The following is a 21,101-nucleotide window of genomic DNA, read 5'->3' on the forward strand; positions in this document are numbered from 1 at the left end:
ACGGCGGCCGGCGCCGGAACTGAGCGGTGGGCCCGCTCAGAGGCGCGTGGAGCCCTCCGAGCCCTCGGCGGTCCGGCCGGGCTGCCCGTCGGCGTGCCGGTCGGCGAGGCCCGGGGCCAGCCGCTCGGCCTCCGCCCGCAGCTTGTCCGCCGCCGTGGCGTGCTCCTGGGCCGCCTCGGCCCGCTGGCGGGCCTCCTGCTCGGCCAGGCGCGTGCGCTCCTCGACCTCGGCGCGCTCGCGGCGGGCGCGGGCGGCCTGCTCCTCGGCCAGGGCCTGTTCCTTCTCCGCCTGCACCCCGCGCAGCCGGGCCTCCTCGAGGTGCTCGCGCGCCTGGGCGCGCTGCTGCTCGCGGCGGCGTGCGCCGGCGACCCGGCTGCGCTTGGCCAGCGCGAGCCCGATCAGGGCCAGCACGACGACCGCCACGACGACGATGAGCACGATCAACCAGGTGTCCACGACGCTCTCCCTCCCGAGATCGACTCGGGAGTGCCCTGGTGAGCGCCCCGGGAAACCGAGATCACTTCAGCGCGGACCCCGCCTGCCACTGGTCCCACGGGACCGTCCAGTCCGCGATCGGCGAGGTGAGCGCTCCGGCGTCGGAGTTGACGATCTCGACGACGTCCCCCGGCTGGGAGAACTCGTAGAACCAGCGGGCGTTCTCGTCGGAGAGGTTGATGCAGCCGTGGGAGACGTTCTCCCGGCCCTGCTGCGCCACCGACCACGGGGCGCCGTGCACGAACTCGCCGCTGTCGGACAGCCGCACGGCCCACTTCACCGGCGTGCGGTAGCCCTCGGGGCTGTCGACGGGCACGCCGTAGGTGCTCGAGTCCATGACCCGGTCGGCGTTGAGCTCGGTGACCACGTGCGGGCCGTTGTAGCTCGGGTTGTCCGGGCTGCCGGCGCTCATGGGCCAGTCCTGCACCAGCGTGTCGCCGTCGTAGACCTGCATGCGGTGCGTCGCGACGTCCGCGACGGACACGTGCCGGTCCCCGATGCGGAAGGAGACCGTGCGGTCCTTCTCGCCCCAGACGCCGTCGCCGAGGTCGACGCCGTAGAGGTCGGCCTCGAGGGTCACGTCGGTCTGCGCCGGCCAGTACTGCGAGGGGCGGAAGTGCACCTCGGTGTCGCTGAGCCAGCTCCAGACGCCGTCGGTGGGGGTGGAGCTGGTGACCAGGAGGTGGCTCTCGGCGGCGGCCTTGTCGGCGACCGGCTGCTCGAAGTACACGCGGATCGGCATGCCGACGCCGACCGTCTGGCCGTCCAGCGGGCCGATCGAGGGGGTGGTCACCGTCTCCGGGTCCACGGTGGTGAAGGTGCTGGTCGCCTCTGCCTGCTCGCCGTCGGCGTTCGTCGCGGTGGCGGTGAGCGTGTAGGTGCTGCCGTAGGCGAGGTCCTCGTCCGGCGTCCAGACGTCGGTGCCCTCGGTGTCGCCGTCGGCCACCTGGCCGGGCACGTCCGCGCCGGCCCCGTCGGTGACGGTGACGTCGGCGAGCTCGCCGTCGGCGACGGAGATCTCCACCGGGTCGGCCGGGGCGACGTCGACCGCGCCGTCGGCGGGGGCGAGCTGCAGCTGCGCGGGCGCCGCGTCGGCCGGGGTCGGGGCCGCGGACGACGAGGACGCCGACGACGACCCGCCGTCGTCGCCGCTCTGGCACCCGCTGAGCAGGACCAGCGCTCCCGCCGTGACCAGCGCAGCCATCCGTCGCACCGTGTTGCCCCCTCGTCCCCCGCGGAACCGCGCCCGCACCCGGGCACGGCCGTACCCACCCAGTGTCCACGCGGATCACGGAACCGTGGCGTCCGCCACCCGGGGACCCCCGAGCGGGACGCCGTCGACCGCTGGTATCGTTCTCCCTCGTGACCCGGGCAGCCGGGAGACACGCGCCATTAGCTCAATTGGCAGAGCAGCTGACTCTTAATCAGCGGGTTCGGGGTTCGAGTCCCTGATGGCGCACAGCACACGAGAGCGGCTCCTCCCCGGCGGGAGGGGCCGCTCTCGTCGTCTCAGGGGCCGTCGTCGGGGACCGTCCGCTCGAGCAGTGGGCGCTGGCGCGTCGTGAGCGGGGCGAGCTGCGCGTCGAGGGCCCGGTACGCCTCCCCCCTCCCGCTCGAGGAAGGCGGTCCAGGCGCCCCGGTCCTGCCAGCGGTCGACGGTGAGGAAGCGGCCGCCGTCCCCGCGTCGCGGAACAGCTCCGTGCCGGCGTGCCCGCCGGCCCGCCGGAACAGCCGCGCCCAGTCCCCGTCCGCCCCGCAGGCCGCGACGAACCGCTCCACGGCCGCTGGGGCGACGTCGTACTCCCAGATCCGCACGGACACGCCGGCGCGGCCCGCCGCTCAGCCCAGCCGCAGCCCGTGCTCGGCCAGCGCCTCGTCGAGGATGCGCAGCGCCCTCGGGCCGACGCCGTGGAGCCCGGCGAGCGCCGCCCGCGGGACGCCGTCCAGCGAGGACAGGTCCGGGTACCCGGCCTGCTGCAGGGCGCGGGTGGCCGGCGCGCCGATCCGGGGCAGCTCGTCGAGCGGCGTCACGCCCGGGACCGTAGCGGCCCCGGGCGGGCCGGGTCAGCCGCGGACGGCGCGCACCACCCGGCGGACGCCGAGCACCGCGGCCCCGGCGCCGGCCAGCCACGGCCCGGCGACGACCACCGGGTCGAGCAGCTGGTGCCGGACGTCCGAGCGCCCGCGGCGCGAGCGCAGGCCGCCCCGGGTGAACTCGGTCCGCAGGCCGGTGGCGGGCACGTCGGGCCGGGCGGAGGCGAACGACCGCAGGTGGTGCTCCCAGGCGTCGACGCGGTCGCCGACGACCAGCAGCAGCCAGTGCGCGAGCCGGCCCTCGCTGAAGCGGGCGTACGCGAACCGGCGGATCGTCCCGGACAGGCCGCGCAGCGGCTGCGCGGTGCCGAACACCGGCGTCACGAAGGCGTGCTCGATCGACCGCTCCCGGCCCTCGCTGCCGGGCTGGCGCTCGGGGAAGTCCCAGTGGGCGCCGGTGTCGGCCGGGTACTGCAGCTTCGGGTACGAGGGCCGGTCGGCCGGGTCGAGGTCGGCGCCCCACCCGGGGATGCGGGCCCGCAGCTCCTCGCGGCTCGGCGTCGGGGTGCGCTTGTCGCGGACGTACGCGCTCGGGATGTCGGACTCGGTCATGGTCGCCCCTCAGGCCGCGTCGGGCAGGATCAGCGGCTTGATGCAGCCGTCGAGCTTGCTGGAGAACACGTGGTAGGCCTCCGCGATGTGCTCCAGCGGGAAGCGGTGGGTGACCACCTCGCGCGGGGTCAGGTGGCCGTTGCGGACGTGCTCGAACATCCGCGGCCACTGCCGCTTCACCGGCGTCTGGTTCATCCGCAGCGTGAGCCCCTTGTTGAGCGCGTCGCCGAACTTCACCGCGTTGGGGATCGGCCCGTAGGCGCCGACCACGGACACCGTGCCGCCCTTGCGCACGCCGTCGATCGCCCAGTTGAGCGCGACCGGCGACCCGCCCTGCAGCTTCAGCTTCGTCCCGGTGACGTGCTGGAGGAAATTGCCGTCGGCCTCCGCGCCGACCGCCTCGATGACGACGTCGGCGCCCAGGTGGTCGGTCTGCTTCTTCATCTCGACGACGACGTCGTCGTGCTCGTCGTAGTCGATCGTCTCGGCGTGGGCCATGGTCCGCGCCTTCTCCAGCCGCTCCCGCAGGTGGTCGACGACGATCACCCGGCCGGCGCCCATGAGCCACGCCGACTGCGCGGCGACCAGCCCGACCGGCCCCGCGCCGAGCACGACCACGGTGTCCCCCTCGGCGATCTCGCCGAGCTGGGCGCCGAAGTAGCCGGTGGCCGCGGCGTCGGTCATGACGACGGCGTCCTCGTCGTGCATCCACTCGGGGATCCGCACCGGGCCGACGTCGGCGAACGGGACGCGGACGTACTGCGACTGCCCGCCGTCGTAGCCGCCGGTGGTGTGCGAGTAGCCGTAGATGCCGCCGACCGCCGTCGCGTTCGGGTTGACGTTGTGGCAGTTGGAGTACAGGCCGCGGGCGCAGAACCAGCACGACCCGCAGAAGACGTTGAACGGCACCATCACCCGGTCGCCGACCTGCAGGTTCCGCACCGACGGGCCGACCTGCTCGACGACGCCGATGAACTCGTGGCCGAACGTGTGGCCGATCCGGGTGTCCGGCATCAGGCCGTGGTAGAGGTGCAGGTCGGAGCCGCAGATCGCGGCCAGGGTGACCCGGACGATCGCGTCGTTCGGGTGCTCGATCGACGGGACGTCCTTGTCCTCGACACGGACCTTGTACGGCCCGCGGTAGACCATCGCGCGCACGCAGCGCCCCTCTCCTCGTGCCGGGCCCTGCACACCGGCGCTGCCGCAGCCGTGCCCGGCACCCGGCGGCCGGAAACGGCCTCGGGCGTCCGGACGGGACGCGGACCGCTCAGGCGGTCGTCGGGTCGGGCGCCCGGGCGGCGCCCCGGGACCGCCTCCGCTCCGTGGCACGGGTGACGTCGTCGAGCAGCCGGCGCAGGTCCGCGGCGTGCTCGCCGAGGTCCTCCTCCAGGCCGGCGAGGACGGCGCCGGCGTCGCGGGCGAGTCGCCGGCCGGCGGTGGTCAGGCGGACCAGGCGCCCGCGGGACCGGGCGGGGTCGGCGACCGTCTCGACCAGGCCCAGGCGGACCAGGCCGGCGACGAGGTCCTGCTGGGCCTGGCGGGTGGTGCCCAGCCGCCTCGCCAGCTCCGCCGGGGCGGTCCCGTCCGGCTCGAGGAAGGCGAAGACGAGGGACTGCGCCGCCGACAGCCGCGGCCACCCGCGGGCCGCGAGCTCGTCCCGGAGGACGGCGTCGAAGGACCGGCCCGCCTGCAGCAGCAGGTAGGCCAGCGGCAGCTCCTCCCCCCGTTGCACGGACGTCAGGTTACCTGACATCCTGTTGTCAGGGGACCTGACAGGGAGGTCGGAGTGCGCATCGTGGTGTTCGGGGCGGCGGGCGGCGTCGGCCGCCACGCCGTGCGGCTGGCGGCCGAGCGCGGGCACACGGTGGTCGCCGTGGCCCGCCGGGCGACGGGCCTGCCGGGGGTCGTCGAGTGCCCCGGGGACGTCCGCGACGCCGCCCTGGTGGGCGGGGCGGTGCGCGGGGCCGACGCCGTCCTGTGGTGCGTCGGGGTCACCCGGTCGTCGGGCGGGGACGTCGGCCGGACGGCGCTGCCCGGGGTGGTCGCGGCCATGCGCGCGGCCGGGGTGCGGCGGTTCGTCGGGATCTCCGGCGCGGGGGCGGACCTGCCCGGCGACCGCAAGGGACGCGGCGCCCGCCTCGTCTCGGGCCTGACCCACCGGCTGGCGCGGGACGTCGTCGAGGACAAGGAAGGCGAGTACCGGGTGCTCGCCGGCTCGGACCTGGACTGGACCCAGGTGCGCCCGCCGCGCCTGGCCGAGCGGCCGGGCACCGGCCGGTACCGGCTGACGACCGAGGCGCCGGGGTTGCGCGCGGCTCCGTTGGCGAAGGCCGACGCCGCCCTCGCCCTGGTGGAGCTCGCCGAGGGGCGGGACCGGCTATCGGCGGCACCGTTCGTCGTGGCCGGCGACCGGTGACCGTGCTCGTCGCCGGGGCCACCGGCACGGTCGGCAGCGAGGTCGTCCGCCGGCTGGCCGGCCGCGGGGCCGACGTCCGGGCCGGCGCGCGCCACCCGGAGCGGGCGGCTCCCGCGCTCCCGGCCGGCGTGCCCGCCGTCCGGCTCGACCTGGAGGACCCCACCTCGTGGCCGGCCGCCCTCGACGGCGTCGAGGCGCTATTCCTGCTCCGCCCGCCGGACGTCGCCCGGGTCGGACGTCTGCAGCCCTTCCTCGACGCGGTCGTCGCCGCCGGGGTGCGGCGGGTCGTCGTGCTGTCGGTGCAGGCCGCCGGGCGCAACCCGCTGCTCCCCCACCGGGCGCTGGAGAGGCGGGTGGAGGCCACCGGCCTGGCCTGGACCCACCTGCGCCCGGCCAACTTCTTCCAGAACCTGCTCACCGTGCACCGCGAGGAGATCCGGGACCGGTCGCGGATCTCGGTGCCGGCCGGGAACGGGCGGACCGCCCACGTCGACGTCCGCGACCTCGCCGAGGTGGCCGCCACGGCGCTGACGGAGCCGGGCCACGAGGGGCGGGCCTACGAACTGACCGGCCGGGAGGCGCCGACCTTCGCCGAGATCGCGGCGACCCTGTCGGCGGTGCTGGGCCGCCCGGTCGTCTACCCGCGGCCGGGCGCGGTCGCCTTCGTGCGCGAGCAGCTGGCCGAGGGCAGACCTGCCGGGCTGGTGCTGGTCATGACCCTGCTGTTCACGACCACCCGGCTGGGGCTGGCCGCGCGCACCACCGACGACCTCCCCCGCCTGCTGGGCCGGGAGCCGACTCCCCTGCGCCGGTTCGTCGAGGACCACGCCGACGCCTGGCGCCCGGAAACCGGTTGAGCCCGTCCCCAGCATGGAGGGCATGACGACCGCCCCCGTGCTCGAGCCGGTGCACCGTCCGGAGGACGGCGAGCTCGTCGGCCACCTGACCGCCGCCGACGGCCGGGACGGGTGGACCGCGCACGCCGTCCCCGGCATGCCGTTGCGGCACTTCCCCACCCGCGAGCAGGCCGTCGCCTTCCTGCGCGAGCGCGGCCTGGCGCTGCTCGCCGGGCGCTGGACCTACACGCCCGAACGCGGCGAGCCGCGCACCGCGTGGCTGGTCGAGGCCCGGCCCGGGGCGGTGGTCGTCCGGTTCGGGTACGACCCGGCGTCGGTGCCGCTGGCCGGCGCGGACCTCGGCCGGCTCACCCCGGCATAGCGGCGGCCCGGGGCGCGTTCCGCGGGCGTGAGCAGCCCGCGGGACGTCGACGTCGTGGTCATCGGCGCGGGCCAGGCCGGCCTGTCCGCCGCGTACCACCTGGCCCGCCAGGGCTTCCCGCCCGGCAGCGGCTTCGTCGTCCTCGACGGCGACGCCGCGCCCGGCGGGGCGTGGCAGCACCGCTGGCCCTCGCTGACCCTGGCGACCACCCACCGGGTGCACGAGCTGCCGGGCCTGCCGTTCGCGCCGGCGTCGGAGGACCTGCCCGCCGCCGAGGCGGTGCCGGCCTACTTCGCCGAGTACGAGCGGCGCTTCGCCCTGCCCGTGCAGCGGCCGGTGCGGGTGTCCGCGGTGCGCCGCACCGGCGACGGGCGGTTCCTGGTCGAGGCGCCCGAGGGGACCTGGCGGGCCCGCGGCGTGGTCAACGCCACCGGCACCTGGACGCGGCCGTTCGTGCCGCGCTACCCGGGCCAGGAGACCTTCCGCGGCCGGCAGCTGCACACCGTCGGCTACCGCGGCGCGGAGGAGTTCGCCGGGCGGTCGGTCGTGGTCGTCGGCGGCGGCGCCTCGGCGGTGCAGCTGCTCGGCGAGATCGCGCCGGTCGCCCGCACCACCTGGGTGACCCGCCGCCCGCCGGTCTGGCGCGAGGGCCTCTTCGGGGAGGAGCAGGGCCGGGAGGCGGTGGCCCGCGTCGAGGCCGCGGTGCGCGCCGGCCGGATGCCCGGCAGCGTCGTCGGCACGACCGGGCTGGTGGTCACCCCCTGGGTGCGCCGCGCCCTGGACGACGGCGTCCTCACCCGCCTGCCGGTGTTCGACCGGATCACCCCCGACGGCGTCGCGTGGGACGACGGCCGCACGGTCGCCGCCGCCGTCATCCTGTGGGCCACCGGCTTCCGCGCCGCGGTCGGCCACCTGGCCCCGCTGCGGCTGCGCACCCGCGACGGCGTCGTCCGGCTCGACGGCACCTCCGCCGTCGACGAGCCGCGGCTGCAGCTGGTCGGCTACGGACCCAGCGCGAGCACGATCGGCGCCAACCGGGCCGGCCGGACGGCGGCGGTGACCCTGCGCCGGCTGCTCGCCGCGGACCTGCCCCGCAGCGCCTGACCGGGGGCGTCCCCCAGCACCGGATGGGGGACGGTCCAGGGTCGGGCCGGGGGTCCTCCCCGATGTGCCGGGCACCCCGCTGCCGAGAGCCTTCCCGGCATGACCTCGCAGCCCTCCCCTCCCCCGGCGGTGACCCCGTGATCGTCGCCAGCGGACTCACCAAGCGCTACGGCGACCGGGTCGCCGTCGACCGCGTCTCCTTCACCGTCCGCCCGGGCCGGGTGACCGGCTTCCTCGGCCCCAACGGCGCCGGCAAGTCGACGACGATGCGGATGGTCATCGGCCTGGACCGGCCCACCGAGGGCTCGGTCACCGTCGACGGCATCCGGTACCTCGACTGCCCCGCCCCGCTGCGCGCGGTCGGCGCGCTGCTCGAGGCCCGCGCGCTGCACCCGGGCCGCACCGCCTGGGCGCACCTGCGCTGGATGGCCGCCTCCAACGGCATCCGCGCCGCGCGCGTCGACGAGGTGCTCGGCCTGGTCGGCCTGGAGGCGGTGGCCGGGCAGCGCGTCGGCCGGTTCTCCCTCGGCATGGGCCAGCGGCTGGGCATCGCTGCCGCGCTGCTCGGCGACCCGCCGGTCGTCGTCCTCGACGAGCCGGTCAACGGGCTGGACCCCGAGGGCATCCGCTGGGTGCGCACCCTGGCCCGCGACCTCGCCGCCGAGGGCCGCACGGTGCTGGTGTCCAGCCACCTCATGGCCGAGATGGCGCTGACCGCCGACCACCTCGTCGTCATCGGCCGCGGCCGGGTGCTCGCCGACTGCCCGACGGCGGACTTCATCGCCGAGCACGCAGCCTCCTACGTGCGCGTCCGCACGCCCCGGCCCGCCGACCTCGCCGAGCTCCTGCGGCGCGCCGGCGCCGACGTCACCCGCGACGGCGACGAGCTGCGCGTCCAGGGCGTCGACGCCGCCGCCACCGGGGAGCTCGCCGCCGGCGCCGGCCTGGTGCTGCACGAGCTGGGCCTCGTCCGGTCCTCCCTCGAGGACGCCTTCATGACCCTGACCGCCGGCAGCGTCGAGTACGCCGCCGCCCGCCCCGCCGAGGTGACCCGGTGACCGCATCCACCCTGGCCGCGCCCCGCGCGTCCTCCCCCGCCCCGGTCGCGACCGCCGGGCTGCCCCGCGCCCTGCACGCCGAGTGGATCAAGCTGTGGTCGGTGCGCTCCACCGGCTGGTCGGTCGCCGCGATGGTCGCCCTCGGCGCCGGGCTCACCACGCTGGTGTGCGCGCTGGTCGCCCCCGACCTCGCCGCCGGCGAGACCGGCGAGCCGGTCGGCGCGTTCATCACCTGGGGGCTGCTGTTCGCCCAGGTGACCGCCGTCGTCCTCGGCGCGCTCGTCGTCACCGCCGAGTACGGCACCGGGATGATCCGCGCGACGCTGGCCGCTACCCCGCGCCGCGGGACCGTGCTCGTGGCCAAGGCGGTCGTGCTCAGCGCCGTCCTGTTCGTCGCCGGGGTGGTCACCGCGACGCTCGGCTGGCTCGGCGGCAACGCGTTCCTGTCCGCGGAGGGCATCGGCCTGTCCCTCGGCGACGACGGGGTGCTGCGCTCCCTGCTCGGCAGCGGCCTCTACATGGCCGGCCTCGGGCTGTTCGCGATGGCCGTCGGGCTGCTGGTCCGCTCCACCGCCGCCGCGGTGTCGGTGGTGCTCGCGCTGGTGTTCCTCGTCGGCAACCTGGTGATGCTGCTGCCCGGCGCCCTCGGCGAGTGGCTGACCAAGCTGATGCCGGGCAACGCGGGCTCGCGGATCGCGATGCCGGAGTCGTTCAACCCGCTGCTGCTCGAGCCGTGGGCCGGGTTCGCCGTCTTCGCCGCCGAGGTCGCGGTCGTCCTCGCCGTCGCGGCCGTGGCCTTCACCCGCCGCGACGCGTGACGAAGGACCCCTCTGCCCCCCACGCCTCGCGAGCCCGGCGCGGGACCCTGCAGAGGGGCCGGGGCTCCGGCCCGCCCCCTCCGTCCGGACGGAGGGGGCGGGCTGGCACCGTGGAGGGGTGACCTCCCCCGATCCCGCCGCCCTGGGGCGCGAGCGCGCCGACCTGCTGCTGACCCGCCTCGAGGCCGGTGACGACGCCGGCGCCGACACCCTGCTGGCCGAGGTCGACGAGGTGCGCGACCTGGTCTACGTCGGCGCGGCGCTCACCGCGCGGGCCCGGGCCGAGGGACGCGCACTGCCGCCGGCACAGCGGGCGCAGGCCAACACCCGGCAGCTGCGGCTCGGGGCGGTCCGGGACGCCGCCCGCACCGACGTCGCCGCGCTGCGGCAGTGGCTGCGCCGCTCCGGCGAGGAGCTGCTGCTCATCCGCTCGCTGCAGGCGGCGGCCGACCGCGTCTCCTGACCCCCGCGGTCAGACCGCGGCCGGGACCGCCGCGGTGCGCGGCTCGAGGTGCACCCCGGCGATCGTGCAGCGCACCGAGCCGCCGGCCAGCTCGACCGTCGGGACGGCGACCGGCAGCAGCCGGGCCGACGCCTCGATCGTCCGGCGCTGGCCGGCGTCCAGGCTCGCCGCGGCCCGTGCGGACAGCGCGAGCACCGGGCCGTCGGCGCCCTGCACCTCGATGGCGTTGCCGGCGAACTCCCCGACCTGCCGCGCGGTGAGCGGGACGACGGCGCGCCCGGTCGCCTCCAGCCGGGCGACGAGCTCCGCCCGCTCGGCCGCCGACGGCAGCAGCTCCAGCCCGGCCAGCGCGTACTCGCCGGCCACGCTCATCATCACGTTGGTGTGGTAGACCGCCCGGCCGGCCGCGTCGACGGCGTCGAAGACCACCGGCTCGTAGCCGAAGCCGCGGCAGAAGCGGTCCAGCGCCCAGGGGTCGACCCGCAGCGACCGCGCGACGTAGGCCGTGCGCGCCGCGTGGTCGAGCACCATCGCGCCGGTGCCCTCGAGGTAGCGGCCGTCGTGCTCCAGGCCGGAGAGGTCGACCACCTCGTGCACCCGGTAGGCCGCCTTGAGGAACTCGACGACGTCGCCGCGCCGCTCCCCGCGCCGGTTGGCCGCGTACATCGGGAACAGCGCGACCCGGCCGTCGGCGTGGGTGGACAGCCAGTTGTTCGGGAAGACGCTGTCGGGCCGGCCGGGCTCGGGGTCGTCGAACAGGTGCACCGTGACGCCCGCGGCGGTGAGCGCCTCGGCCAGCCGGGTGACCTCGTCGTGGGCGCGCCGCGCGAGCACGCCCGGGTCCTCGCGGACGACGGGCACCTGGAAGGCGTTGTCCCCGAGCGTCAGCGGGTTGGGCGAGAAGGCGTGCGGGCGGACGAGGACGACGGCCGAGGGGGCCTGGGCTGCGGCCCCGGGCGTCACGAGGGGATCGGCGTGAACGCCGCGACCATCCCGAACAGGTCCTTGGGGTCGTCCGGCTCGGCGACCAGGTCGATGTCGTCGACCCACGGCGTGCCGGCGACCGCGTCGCGCACGTAGCGCAGCGCCGACAGGTCCTCGATCGCGAACCCGACGGAGTCGAACAGCGTCACCTGGGCGGCCGAGGTGCGTCCGGCCGCCCGGCCGGTGAGCACCTGCCACAGCTCGGTGACCGGGAAGTCGGCCGGCATCGCCTGGATCTCGCCCTCGATGCGGGTCTGCGGCGGGAACTCGACGAACACCTCGACGTCCTCGCGCAGCAGGATCGTGGGGTCGAGCTCGGTCTTGCCCGGGCAGTCGCCGCCGATGGCGTTGAGGTGCACGCCCGGCTCGATCCAGTCGGCCTGCAGCACGGTGGCCCGGGCCTTGTCGGCCGTGCAGGTGGTGACGACGTCCGCGCCGCGCACCGCCTCCCGGCCGGAGGACGCCACGGTCACGTCGAAGCCCAGCGGCTCCAGGTTGCGGACCAGCTTGGCCATCGCGGCGGGGTCGGTGTCCCAGACCGTGACGTCGTTGATGCCGAGCGCCCCGCGCATGCCCAGGGCCTGGAACTCCGACTGGCTGCCGGCGCCGATGAGCGCCAGGCGCCGGGAGTCCGGCCGGGCCAGGAGGCGGGCGACCATCGCCGACGTCGCCGCCGTCCGCAGCGCGGTCAGCAGGGTCATCTCGGCGAGGAAGACCGGGTAGCCGTTGGAGACGTCGGCCAGCGCCCCGAAGGCGCTCACCGTCTGGAAGCCGCGCGCCGGGTTGCTCGGGTGCCCGTTGACGTACTTGAAGGCGTAGGTCTCGCCGTCGCTGGTCGGCATCAGCTCGATCACGCCCCAGGGCGTGTGGCTGCCGACGCGGGCGATCTTGTCGAAGGACTCCCACCGGCGGAAGTCGTCCTCGATGTAGCGGGACATCCCGGCGATGATCCGCTCCGGCCCGGTCTCGGCCGTCCAGCGGACCATGTTGCGCACGTCGACGAACGCGGTCATGCCGGAACCGTATTGCTGGGCGATCTGCACACACAATGAGCGAAGGGCGCGCGTTGTGCCCAGACACCGACCACTTCAGCAAGATCAGCTGTACGTTCTGCGCATGGCCGACCTCAGTGACCTCGACCGCCGCCTGCTCTCGGCGCTGCGCGAGGACGGCCGCGCGCCGGTGGCCGAGCTGGCCCGCCGGCTCGGGGTCACCCGGGCCACGGTGACCAGCCACCTGGACCGGCTCGTGGCCGAGGACGTCATCGTCGGGTTCACCGTCCGGGTGCGGGACGAGGCCGCCGCCGGCGGGGTCCGGGCGGTGTCGCTGGTCGAGGTGGAGGGCCGCTCCACCGACGACGTCATCCGGCGGCTGCGCGGCTTCCCGGAGATCGAGTCGATGCACTCGACCAACGGCGCCTGGGACCTCGTCGCCGAGCACCGCACCACCGACCTCGTGGAGTTCGACCGGCTGCTCAACCGCATCCGGTCGGTGCCCGGGGTGATCAACAGCCAGACGAGCCTGCTGCTGACCTCCGTCCTGCGCTGAGGCCCGGGCACGCCCGGGCCCCAGCGCAGCGGTCTCAGGCCCCCGTCAGGGACACGTACGGGAGCGTCACCGGCGCCCCGCGCGTCCAGTCGAGGACGTCGGCCTGCGTGCTGCCCGGCGGCACCAGGACGTCGAGGGCGTTCGGGTCCCCCGTGTCGGTGTCGCGGGCCGCGGTGGCGTCGGTCCACTCCCCCGCGCCGCCGCCGAAGCGGTACTCCTGGATCCACGACATGCCGCGCTCGGGCGCGGACCGCCAGTAGCCCAGGTCGTAGACCGGCCGGACGTTGCCGACCCCCTCGCCGGTGCCGTCGGCGTGGCTCGCCATGACCAGCGCGTACTCGGCGCCCGCCAGGTCGAGGTCGCCCAGGGCCGAGCGCGGCACCGAGACCACGACCTGCCGGCTCTCCGGGATGGCGGTCAGCGTCGCCCCGCTGACGGTGGCCCCGGCCGCGTCCCGCACCCCGAGGTCGGTGAACCCGTCCGCGGTGACCACGAGGTCGTAGGGCGCGGCGAGCGCGGCGTTGGTGCCGGGCAGCGCCGGCACCGTCCCCTCGCCGTCCCCGGCACGGACGTACACGTCGAACCGCTGCACCGAGATCTGGTTGCCGCCCCACGGGTTGGTGACCTCGCCGTCCAGGGTCACGACGAAGTTCACCTGCGGCCCGTCGTCGTACACGCCGAAGCGGGTCACGTCGAAGGCGCCGGGCACGAAGGCGGCGTTGGTCGGGTAGACGTAGCTGCCGGGGCCGTGGTCGTCACCGGCCGGGTCGTCGACCACGCCGACCGGCGTCCCGACGGCGGTGGAGACGACGGTGCGCCGGACGACGCTCGTGCCGCCGTCCTCCCCGACCGCGACGACGGTGACCGTGTTGCGGCCGGTCGACACCGGCACCGTGGCGGTGAAGGCGCCGTCGACGACCTGCGCCGCCACCGTCTCCCCGCCGGTGGCGACGTGGACCTCCGCGCCGTCGGTCGTGCCGGTGACCTCGACCCGGCCGGCGTCGGTCCGGGTGCCGTCGGCCGGGGCCGTGACGGTGAGCGCGGGCCCCTCGGGCAGGGCGCCGCCGGCGTACCGGTCGGCGACGAGGGCCGGCGTCTCGACCGGCCGGCCGGCGTCGATGGACACCGCCAGCCGCACGAACTGCGCCATCGACCAGGCCAGCGGCGTCGCCGACCCGGTGCCCTCGCCGAAGCGGAAGCCGGCGGCGTCGGGCCGGTCCCAGACCTGCTCGGGGATCATGAGGCCCTCGTTGGCCGCGCCGGCCATGGTGCGCAGGAAGGCGTCGGCGCTCCGTCCGGCCGCGAGCTCGTACTCGCCGCGCTCCCCGCTCAGCAGCGGCCACAGCCGCCCGACGCCGGTGCCGTCGTACGGGCTGCCGTCGGCCTTCTCGCCGTAGCCGTCGAAGCCGTAGCGGTACCACATCGGCCCGTGCGGGGTGTCCACGCGGATCTCGTCCAGCTCGGGCAGCGAGGCCAGGACGCTGGGGTCGTCGGCCGACCGGACGCCGAGGCGCACCAGCTCGAGGAAGCCGGCGTCGACCACCTCCCGCTCGGGGTGCCACCCGCCGCCGTTGTTGATCTCCACCCAGTCGTCGCCGTCCGGGTTCCCGTTGGCGTCGATGCGGACGAAGTAGCGGCCGTCGCCGTAGGGGCCGGTCGTGGTGAACGTCCAGTCCTCGAGCCGGCGCTGCCAGTCGTCGGCCACGCCGGTGTAGAGGGCCGCGGAGGCCTCGTCGCCGTTGCGCCGGGCGGTCTCCGCCGCGGTCACCAGGCCGGCGATCTCGGCGGCGATGGTCGAGGGCGAGTAGCCGCCCTCCTCCTCCCACCGCTCCTGCGGCGTCGACGGGCCCCGGGCGACCAGGAAGTCGGCCGACCTCTTCACGTGCTCCCACGTGTCGGCGTCGAACCGGCCGAGCTGCCCGGCGAGGACGAGCGGCAGTGCGACCTCGTCCAGCTGCAGGCTGCCCCAGTACGGCGTCCCGTCGAGCAGGGTGTTCTGCGGGAACGAGCCGTCGGGCCGCTGCTGGACGTCGAACAGGTAGTCCAGCGACCGGTGGGCCGCGGCCTCGTCGCCGGCGGCCAGCTGCGCCGTCGCGACCTGGTAGAGGTCGCGGGCCCACACCAGGTGGTAGCCGCCGACGCCGGACTCGTCCGCGTCGATCGCCTGGCCCCACGGCACGGTGAGCGAGGCGATGTTCGCGCCCGGGTAGGTCTTGTCCTCGTGCGCCTTGAGCGTCATCAGCGCGACGTCGTACTGCGTCCGCAGCTGCGGGTCACCGGCCACGCTGGCGGGAGCGGCGTCGAGCGAGGCGAGGTAGCCGGCCCAGCCCTCCTCGTAGGCGTCGCGGACCGCGGGGAACGCCCGGCGCAGGGACGCCCGGGCGGTGGTGAGGGCGTCGGTGCCGGAGGGGCCGAAGCCGAGGGCGATCGTGGCCCGGAGCGTGCGGCTGGTGCCCTGGGTCGCCAGCTGGCCGACCTGGACGACGTTCCCGTCCGGCGACGAGCCGTACGTCCGGTCCAGCCGGTGGTCGTCGCGCAGGTCGGTCCAGCCGTCGCTGACCCCGGAGAAGCCGGTGGAGACCCGGGCGAACGCCGGGGAGGCGACCAGCGCCGAGGCGACGGGGGTGTCCCCGCCGGTGTCCTCGGCGACGAGCGCGCTGCCGACCGTCGAGCCGCTGTCGTGCAGGCCGCTGTTGGCCAGGGACGGGTTGTAGAGGACGTAGGCCGTGTACCGGCCGCCGTCGAGGCTGTCGACGCGGACGTCGACGAGCACGGTCGACCGGGCCGGGTCGGTGACGTAGCTCTTGGTGATCCGGTAGCGGCCGTCCCGGTCGGTGCTGACCTGCTGGTAGCTCAGCGCCCGCGGGTCGGCCAGGACCACCTCGTGCGTGGTGGCGTCCCGCTCCAGCTCGGTGAACGTGCTGCCGTCGGTGACCACGAGCTGCAGGTCCTGGACGTTGGCGACGTCGACGCGCGGGTAGTAGACCTCGCTCATCAGGCCGTCGACCAGCGTGTACCAGACCTTCGACTCCTCGGTGACCGCCGTGCCGACGCCGACCTTGGCGCCGCTGGTCCAGCTGGACCCGCCGCCGGGTGCCCCGGGGGCGACGTCCGGGGCGGCGTGCGCCGGTGCGGCGCCGAGGACGCCGGCCGCGAGGACCGCGGCGACGCCCGAGCCGAGGGACCTCCTGCGGAACGGGGTCGGGCCCCGCCGTGGACTCCGGCCGGAGCCGGGGATGGGGAGCAGCACGCGCTGACCTCTCTGTCAGGGTGTGATCGGCAGGACACGCACCGTAGGGGGCGCGTCCGGAGAGGTCAAAGCGCGCGCGGCACCCGGGTCGCCGTCCGGGCCAGCGGCAGCCCGGCCAGCAGGACGCCGGCGACGAGCACGTAGGTCCAGGGCAGCCCGACGCCGGCCGCGACCAGCCCCAGGACCAGCGCGCCGATCGCCGTCCCCGCGTCGAACGAGGCGTTCCACAGCGCGCTCGCCGCGGTCGAGCCGCCCTCCCCGGCGCGGGCGAAGGCGGTGACCAGCGTGAGGTTCTGCACCGCGCCGTAGCCCGCCCCGAAGACCGCCGCACCGATCAGCACGACGGCGTCGCCGGTGACCAGGCCGAGCGCGACGGCGGCCAGCCCGACCGCGCCCGCGACCAGGGCGGCGGGCAGCAGCCGGCGGCTGCCGAGCCGGTCGGCCAGCAGCCCCGCCCGCCAGCGGGTGAGCGCGCCGGTGATGCCGAACACGAGCAGCGCGGCGGTGGCGAGGACGCCGTCGGGGCGCTCGATGGGCAGGAAGGTGACCACGCCGCCGCCGGCGAGGGTGACCAGGAGCAGCACCGCCGACGGCGCCAGCGCGGCGCGGGCCGCGGCGCGCGAGGACGTGCCGGCGCCGCCCTCCCAGTGCACCGAGCGGGCCAGCCCGGGCACCAGGGGCAGCGCGAGCACCGGGGACGCGGCCAGCCACGCCAGCCAGCCCGGGTGCCCGTCGAGCACCAGCGCCACCCCGGCCGGCACCGCCACCAGGTTGGGCACCGCGATCGCCAGCCCGTAGAGCCCGATCGACTCGCCGCGGCGCTCGGGCGGCGCCACCTGCGCGGCCAGCATCGCGCCGAGCACGGTGAGCACCGCGAAGCCCGCGCCGCGCACCGCGGACACCGCCGACAGCCACGGGACGCCGTCGCCGAGGGCGTACAGCGGCGAGGGCGCGCCCAGGGCCAGCAGGCCGGCGGCGAGGACCGGGCCCAGGCCGAACCGCGCGGTCAGCGCGGGGACGACCGACTGCACCGCGATGGTCACCGCCAGGAAGACCGCGGTCACCACGCCGGCGGTGTCGGCCGACGCCCCGCCCGCCACCGCGTACGCCGGCAGCGAGGCCAGGGTCAGGCAGTAGCTGGCGAAGCCGAGGGTCGTCGCCCCCACCAGCGCCCGCATCGCCGGCAGCCGCCACAGCGACACCCGGTCCGTCGTCCCCCTGCTCACACCGCTCCCCTCCGCGGGCGTCGTCGCCCGGCCGCCCAGCATGACCGGGGAACCGGCGGCTCCCGGCAGCGGGTGGACCGGTCTCAGCCCAGGCCGGCGTCCCGCGCGCGGGCGACGGCGGCCGCGCGGTCGGGGACCTGGAGCTTGGTGAGCACCGCGGAGACGTGGTTGCGCACCGTCTTGTCCGACAGCGAGAGCCGGCGGGCGATCTGGCCGGTGGGGAGCCCGGCGGCGAGCAGCTCGAGCACCTCCCGCTCCCGGCCGGTGAGCTCCGGGAACGCCGGTGCGCGGGCGACCGGCCCGGTCAGGGCGTCCACGACCCGCCGGGCCACCGCTCCCCCGTAGACGGCGTCACCGTCGGCGACGGCGAGCACGGCCCGCACGATCTCCCCGGCATCGGCGCCCTTCAGCAGGTAGCCGCGGGCACCGGCGCGCAGCGCGCCGAAGAGGGAGGCGTCGTCCTCGTGCATGGTCAGCACGAGGACCCCGAGGCCGGGCCGGTGGCGGGTCAGCTCGTCGATCGCGGCGATGCCCGGCAGCCGGGGCATCGCCAGGTCGGTGAGGACGACGTCCGGCGCGGTCCGCGCGACGAGGGCGAGCAGCTCGGCGCCGTCGGCGGCCTCGCCCACCACCTCGACCTCCGGCGCGGCGTCGAGCACCGAGCGGAGGCCGTACCGGTACATCGGGTGGTCGTCGGCCAGCACCACGCGGACGGTCACCGCTCCACCTCGAGGGGGAGGCCGGCGACGACCCGCGTGCCGCCGGGACCGCTGGTCACGGTGAGCTCGCCGCCCACCGCCCGGGCGCGCGTCCGCATCGAGGTCAGCCCGACGCCCGCGGGCAGGGCGTCGCCGTCGGCCGACGGGAAGCCCGCGCCGTCGTCGACCACCGCCACCTCGAGCCGGCCGTTGCGGGCCCGCAGTCCCACCTCGGCGCAGCGGGCCCCGGAGTGGCGAGCGACGTTGGTCAGCGCCTCCTGCGCGATCCGGTAGGCCGCCGTCTCGACGTCGGGCGGGAGGGGCGGCAGCGGCTCGGCGACCACCCGCACCGGCACCGACGGGGCGAGCGCCTCGGCGTGCCGCTGGACCGCGGCCACGAAGCCGACGTCGTCGAGCGGGGCCGGCCGGAGCCCGTCGAGGATCCGGCGCACCTCGCCGACCGCGCCGTCGACCTCCTCCCGCATCCGCGCCAGCAGCGCCCGGGTGGCCGGGTCGGCCCCCTCTCCGAGCCGGGTCTGCACCGCCTGGACCCCGAGGCCGACCCCGGCCAGCGACGGCCCGAGCCCGTCGTGCAGGTCCCGTCGGATGCGGTCCCGCTCGGCGTGCGTCGCGGTGAGCACCCGGTCGCGCTCGCGCTCCAGCGACCCGGTCAGCTCGAGCGCCCGGACCACGGCGGCCACCTGGGGTGCCAGGGCCGCGAGCAGCCGCCGGTCGCCCGCCGTGAACGGCTCCCCGGGAGCGCGCTCGGTCACGCAGAGGGTGCCGACGTCCCGGCCGCCCACCCGCAGGGGGACGGCGACCACCCCGTCGTCGGGCACCGGCCGCCCCGGCCGCAGCACCCGGGCGTCCGGGGCCCGCAGCGCCGTCGCGACCGTCCCGAGGACCGCCGGCAGCAGGGCGGCCTCGTCGGCCGAGGCCACCCGGTCCCCCAACTCGGCCACCGCGGTCACCGGGTCACCGCGCCGGCCGTAGACGAACCGGTCGGCCGCCGCCTGCAGCCGGGACCGGGCCGGGCCGAGGGCCACCGCGACCAGCGCGGCGAGCACGGCACCGCTCACGGGCGACAGCGTGCGGCCGAGGCCGGCTGCCGCGACCGCCGCCACGGCCAGGTACAGCCCGACGACGGCGGCCGTCAGCGCCGCGTACACCAGCGCCCGGCTGACGACGATGCCCAGCAGCCGGTACCGGACGACGCCGACGAGGACCGCCCCGGGAACCATGAGGACCAGCGGCGCCACCAGCCACTCGGGGGTCCACTCACCGGCGACGAACATCGCCACCAAGAGCGGGAACACGACGCAGACCAGCCAGGCCAGCTGCTGCCGCTCCGGCGACCGGGCGCGCACCAGGCGGAGCACCGTGGCGACCCAGATGACGACGGCACCCCCCACGAGCGCGACGGCGGCGACGGCCGCGACGGCCGTCCACCCAGCGCCCGAGAGGTCCACCGGTGCCGGCCCCGGGGCGAGGTCGTCGTACGCCTCCTGCGTCAGGCCCGTCCCGACCGTGACGACGGCGAGTCCCCCCGAGACGGCGGCCACCGGCCACCGCCACCAGCGGGCCGGCAGCCGGCCGGTCGGGTACAGCGCCACCAGGACGGCGGCCGGCACCACGAACGACGCCAGCCAGACCATCGCCGTCAGCGCCGCCACCCAGTCGGCCAGCGGCCAGTCCGGCTCCGCGACGCCCACCCCGTACGCGCCGTACGCGTTCCCTCCCAGGCTGAGCGCCTGCAGCAGGCCGGTGAGGACGAGCAGCCAGCCGATCGCGTTCCGCGGGCGGAGGTGCACCAGCAGCGCACCGGTGGCCGCGCACACGACGCTGTAGGTGCCGGCGGCCGGCGAGAACCCCAGATCCGGGACCCGGGGCGCCACCCACGCCCCCAGGGCGGTCGCGGCGGCGCACAGCAGCGTCACCGCGACGGCGGCACCGGTCGTCAGGGAGCGCCTGTGCACGGCGTCAGTGTGTCGCCGGCGGCGTCCCGGACGGGTCCTCCGGCGTCCCGGTCGGCCCGGGAGGTCCTCCCGGGCCGACCGGGTCACGCGGCTCATCCGCGGGGTCGTCCCGGGCGGCCACGGTCGTCCCGTCCGGCCGCGAGGGCCGGCCCGATCCGGGAGGACCCGCCATGACCACCACGTCCCCGACCCCCACCACCGCTCCCCGTCCGGCGGTCGCGCTCGACGCCCCGACCCTCGCCGGCGCCGGGACCTCGCTGGCCTGCACGCTGGTCGGCCAGTACGTCGAGACGCCCTGGAAGTCCGGCTCCGGCGAGTGGGGCGTGGCCTTCGCCGGCAACGGGGGCTGGGGTTCCCTCGCGCTGCTGGTCGCCCTCGTCGCGGGAACAGCCGTCCTCGCCGGTGTCGTGGCCGCCCGCGCCCGGGCCGCCGCGCCCCGGCGCACCGCCGTCCGGGCGCTGGTCCTCGCCGGCCTGGGCGCCGTCTCGCTGCTCGTCTTCTGGACCGGCGTCCCCGCCGTCCTCGCGGGCGCCGCCACGGGCCTCGCCCTGGACGCCCGCCGCCGCCTCGGTCGGGTGCCCGCTCCCGCCGCCGTGGCCCTGACCCTCGCCGTCCTCACCCTCGCCTGCGCCCTCTGGCTGGCGTTCGCCGGCTGACCCCTCCGTCCCCGAGGAGCTCCCCGTGTCCCTGACCCCGCGCACGCGCCGCACCGCACTCGCCGCCGCCGTCCTGCTCGCCGGCGCCGGCACCACCCTGGCCGTGGTCCCGACCGCGGCCGCCGACACGACCCTGCGGCTGACCACCGTCGCCGTCCCCGACCGCAACACCGACCTGGACCTGGGCACGCCCGGCCCGAGCGCCGGCGACACCCAGGTCTTCCTGGACGACGTCCAGCAGGACGGCCGGACGATCGGGACGAGCGCCGGCAGCTGCACCGTCACCAGCCTCTCCGAGACGCGACTGTCGGCCGCCTGCACCGTCACGCTGGTCCTCCCCCGCGGCCAGGTCACCGCCCAGGGCGCCTTCGACGAGGACCCGAGCGCGGGCCCCGCCGGCTTCACTTGGGCGGTCACCGGCGGGACCGGCCGGTACGCGGGAGCCGAGGGCGAGGTCGTCGGCACCTTCCGGCCCGGCACCGACACGGTCGACGTCGAGGTGCGGTTGCGCTAACTCTCCCGGCCCCGGGGCCCTCCGCCACGCG

The 21,101-nt window shown here is 76.5% G+C and carries 22 protein-coding genes and 1 tRNA gene; 11 read left to right on the forward strand and 12 right to left on the reverse strand.

The window, feature by feature from the left end:
- Positions 1-36 precede the first annotated feature (36 nt).
- Positions 37-456, reverse strand: coding sequence for a hypothetical protein (locus tag ACI79L_RS01885; RefSeq protein WP_456935136.1), 420 nt, complete (start codon positions 454-456; stop codon positions 37-39).
- 61 nt (positions 457-517) lie between these two features.
- Positions 518-1,699, reverse strand: coding sequence for a L,D-transpeptidase (locus tag ACI79L_RS01890; RefSeq protein WP_456935137.1), 1,182 nt, complete (start codon positions 1,697-1,699; stop codon positions 518-520).
- A gap of 182 nt (positions 1,700-1,881) precedes the next feature.
- Between ACI79L_RS01890 and ACI79L_RS01895 the strand changes: the two genes are divergently transcribed.
- Positions 1,882-1,954: transfer RNA gene (locus tag ACI79L_RS01895), tRNA-Lys, on the forward strand.
- A 380-nt stretch (positions 1,955-2,334) separates the two neighbouring features.
- Here ACI79L_RS01895 and ACI79L_RS01900 read toward each other — a convergent pair.
- The 4 genes from ACI79L_RS01900 to ACI79L_RS01915 form a co-directional block, all read right to left on the reverse strand.
- Positions 2,335-2,526: a DNA-binding protein gene (locus tag ACI79L_RS01900; RefSeq protein WP_456935138.1), complete on the reverse strand. Its 192-nt coding sequence runs from the start codon at positions 2,524-2,526 to the stop codon at positions 2,335-2,337.
- Between the two features lie 33 nt (positions 2,527-2,559).
- Positions 2,560-3,141, reverse strand: a complete 582-nt coding sequence (locus tag ACI79L_RS01905) for a hypothetical protein (protein WP_456935139.1) — start codon at positions 3,139-3,141, stop codon at positions 2,560-2,562.
- Positions 3,142-3,150: 9 nt separating this feature from the next.
- On the reverse strand, positions 3,151-4,290 hold the full coding sequence (locus tag ACI79L_RS01910) for a zinc-dependent alcohol dehydrogenase (RefSeq protein ID WP_456935254.1): 1,140 nt from the start codon (positions 4,288-4,290) through the stop codon (positions 3,151-3,153).
- A gap of 118 nt (positions 4,291-4,408) precedes the next feature.
- Positions 4,409-4,873, reverse strand: a complete 465-nt coding sequence (locus ACI79L_RS01915; RefSeq protein WP_456935140.1) for a MarR family winged helix-turn-helix transcriptional regulator — start codon at positions 4,871-4,873, stop codon at positions 4,409-4,411.
- 54 nt (positions 4,874-4,927) lie between these two features.
- Between ACI79L_RS01915 and ACI79L_RS01920 the strand changes: the two genes are divergently transcribed.
- The 7 genes from ACI79L_RS01920 to ACI79L_RS01950 all read left to right on the forward strand — a co-directional run bounded on the left by ACI79L_RS01920 (position 4,928) and on the right by ACI79L_RS01950 (position 10,218).
- Positions 4,928-5,557: an NAD(P)-dependent oxidoreductase gene (locus ACI79L_RS01920; RefSeq protein WP_456935141.1), complete on the forward strand. Its 630-nt coding sequence runs from the start codon at positions 4,928-4,930 to the stop codon at positions 5,555-5,557.
- Entirely contained in the window at positions 5,554-6,414 is an 861-nt protein-coding gene (locus tag ACI79L_RS01925; protein ID WP_456935142.1) for an NAD(P)H-binding protein, read from the forward strand. The genes ACI79L_RS01920 and ACI79L_RS01925 overlap by 4 nt, the downstream gene beginning before the upstream one ends.
- Positions 6,415-6,436: 22 nt before the next feature.
- Positions 6,437-6,775, forward strand: a complete 339-nt coding sequence (locus ACI79L_RS01930; RefSeq protein WP_456935143.1) for a hypothetical protein — start codon at positions 6,437-6,439, stop codon at positions 6,773-6,775.
- A gap of 27 nt (positions 6,776-6,802) precedes the next feature.
- A complete protein-coding gene (locus ACI79L_RS01935) occupies positions 6,803-7,879 on the forward strand; it encodes an NAD(P)-binding domain-containing protein (protein WP_456935144.1) in 1,077 nt (358 codons plus the stop codon).
- 137 nt (positions 7,880-8,016) lie between these two features.
- The gene (locus ACI79L_RS01940; RefSeq protein WP_456935145.1) at positions 8,017-8,937 is read left to right on the forward strand and encodes an ABC transporter ATP-binding protein; all 921 of its coding nucleotides are present in this window, start codon (positions 8,017-8,019) and stop codon (positions 8,935-8,937) included.
- A complete protein-coding gene (locus ACI79L_RS01945) occupies positions 8,934-9,755 on the forward strand; it encodes an ABC transporter permease subunit (protein ID WP_456935146.1) in 822 nt (273 codons plus the stop codon). The genes ACI79L_RS01940 and ACI79L_RS01945 overlap by 4 nt, the downstream gene beginning before the upstream one ends.
- A 118-nt stretch (positions 9,756-9,873) precedes the next feature.
- Positions 9,874-10,218 (forward strand): hypothetical protein, encoded by a 345-nt coding sequence (locus ACI79L_RS01950; protein ID WP_456935147.1) that lies wholly within the window; start codon positions 9,874-9,876, stop codon positions 10,216-10,218.
- Positions 10,219-10,227: 9 nt separating this feature from the next.
- Here ACI79L_RS01950 and ctlX read toward each other — a convergent pair whose 3' ends face one another.
- Complete coding sequence (ctlX, locus tag ACI79L_RS01955; protein WP_456935148.1) at positions 10,228-11,181, reverse strand: citrulline utilization hydrolase CtlX; 954 nt, start codon at positions 11,179-11,181, stop codon at positions 10,228-10,230.
- A complete protein-coding gene (locus ACI79L_RS01960; protein ID WP_456935149.1) occupies positions 11,178-12,215 on the reverse strand; it encodes an ornithine cyclodeaminase in 1,038 nt (345 codons plus the stop codon). The genes ctlX and ACI79L_RS01960 overlap by 4 nt, the downstream gene beginning before the upstream one ends.
- Before the next feature lie 103 nt (positions 12,216-12,318).
- Between ACI79L_RS01960 and ACI79L_RS01965 the strand changes: the two genes are divergently transcribed.
- The gene (locus ACI79L_RS01965) at positions 12,319-12,750 is read left to right on the forward strand and encodes an Lrp/AsnC family transcriptional regulator (protein ID WP_456925970.1); all 432 of its coding nucleotides are present in this window, start codon (positions 12,319-12,321) and stop codon (positions 12,748-12,750) included.
- Positions 12,751-12,784: 34 nt separating this feature from the next.
- On the opposite strand, the gene ACI79L_RS01970 is transcribed toward ACI79L_RS01965, so the two are convergent.
- The 4 genes from ACI79L_RS01970 to ACI79L_RS01985 form a co-directional block, all read right to left on the reverse strand.
- Positions 12,785-16,000: a glucan 1,4-alpha-glucosidase gene (locus ACI79L_RS01970; protein WP_456935150.1), complete on the reverse strand. Its 3,216-nt coding sequence runs from the start codon at positions 15,998-16,000 to the stop codon at positions 12,785-12,787.
- Between the two features lie 65 nt (positions 16,001-16,065).
- Positions 16,066-17,226, reverse strand: coding sequence for an MFS transporter (locus ACI79L_RS01975; protein WP_456935151.1), 1,161 nt, complete (start codon positions 17,224-17,226; stop codon positions 16,066-16,068).
- Between the two features lie 83 nt (positions 17,227-17,309).
- Positions 17,310-17,945, reverse strand: coding sequence for a response regulator (locus ACI79L_RS01980; RefSeq protein ID WP_456935152.1), 636 nt, complete (start codon positions 17,943-17,945; stop codon positions 17,310-17,312).
- Positions 17,942-19,900, reverse strand: a complete 1,959-nt coding sequence (locus ACI79L_RS01985) for a histidine kinase (protein WP_456935153.1) — start codon at positions 19,898-19,900, stop codon at positions 17,942-17,944. Before ACI79L_RS01985 ends, ACI79L_RS01980 begins: the two co-directional genes overlap by 4 nt.
- A 170-nt stretch (positions 19,901-20,070) precedes the next feature.
- Here ACI79L_RS01985 and ACI79L_RS01990 point away from each other — a divergent pair, with 170 nt between their 5' ends.
- Both ACI79L_RS01990 and ACI79L_RS01995 read left to right on the forward strand, forming a co-directional pair.
- Entirely contained in the window at positions 20,071-20,556 is a 486-nt protein-coding gene (locus tag ACI79L_RS01990; protein ID WP_456935154.1) for a hypothetical protein, read from the forward strand.
- A 25-nt stretch (positions 20,557-20,581) separates the two neighbouring features.
- Positions 20,582-21,070 (forward strand): allene oxide cyclase barrel-like domain-containing protein, encoded by a 489-nt coding sequence (locus ACI79L_RS01995; protein WP_456935155.1) that lies wholly within the window; start codon positions 20,582-20,584, stop codon positions 21,068-21,070.
- Positions 21,071-21,101: the final 31 nt, after the last annotated feature.

It is taken from the genome of Geodermatophilus sp. SYSU D00684, assembly GCF_054050455.1.

What these genes read in the sequence shown, in the direction of transcription:
- ACI79L_RS01965 (WP_456925970.1), top strand. Translation starts at nt 12,319, where the DNA reads ATGGCCGACCTCAGTGACCTCGACCGCCGCCTGCTCTCGGCGCTGCGC.
- ACI79L_RS01930 (WP_456935143.1), top strand. Translation starts at nt 6,437, where the DNA reads ATGACGACCGCCCCCGTGCTCGAGCCGGTGCACCGTCCGGAGGACGGC.
- ACI79L_RS01910 (WP_456935254.1), bottom strand. Translation starts at nt 4,290, where the DNA reads ATGGTCTACCGCGGGCCGTACAAGGTCCGTGTCGAGGACAAGGACGTC.
- ACI79L_RS01990 (WP_456935154.1), top strand. Translation starts at nt 20,071, where the DNA reads ATGACCACCACGTCCCCGACCCCCACCACCGCTCCCCGTCCGGCGGTC.
- ACI79L_RS01960 (WP_456935149.1), bottom strand. Translation starts at nt 12,215, where the DNA reads ATGACCGCGTTCGTCGACGTGCGCAACATGGTCCGCTGGACGGCCGAG.
- ACI79L_RS01890 (WP_456935137.1), bottom strand. Translation starts at nt 1,699, where the DNA reads ATGGCTGCGCTGGTCACGGCGGGAGCGCTGGTCCTGCTCAGCGGGTGC.
- ACI79L_RS01905 (WP_456935139.1), bottom strand. Translation starts at nt 3,141, where the DNA reads ATGACCGAGTCCGACATCCCGAGCGCGTACGTCCGCGACAAGCGCACC.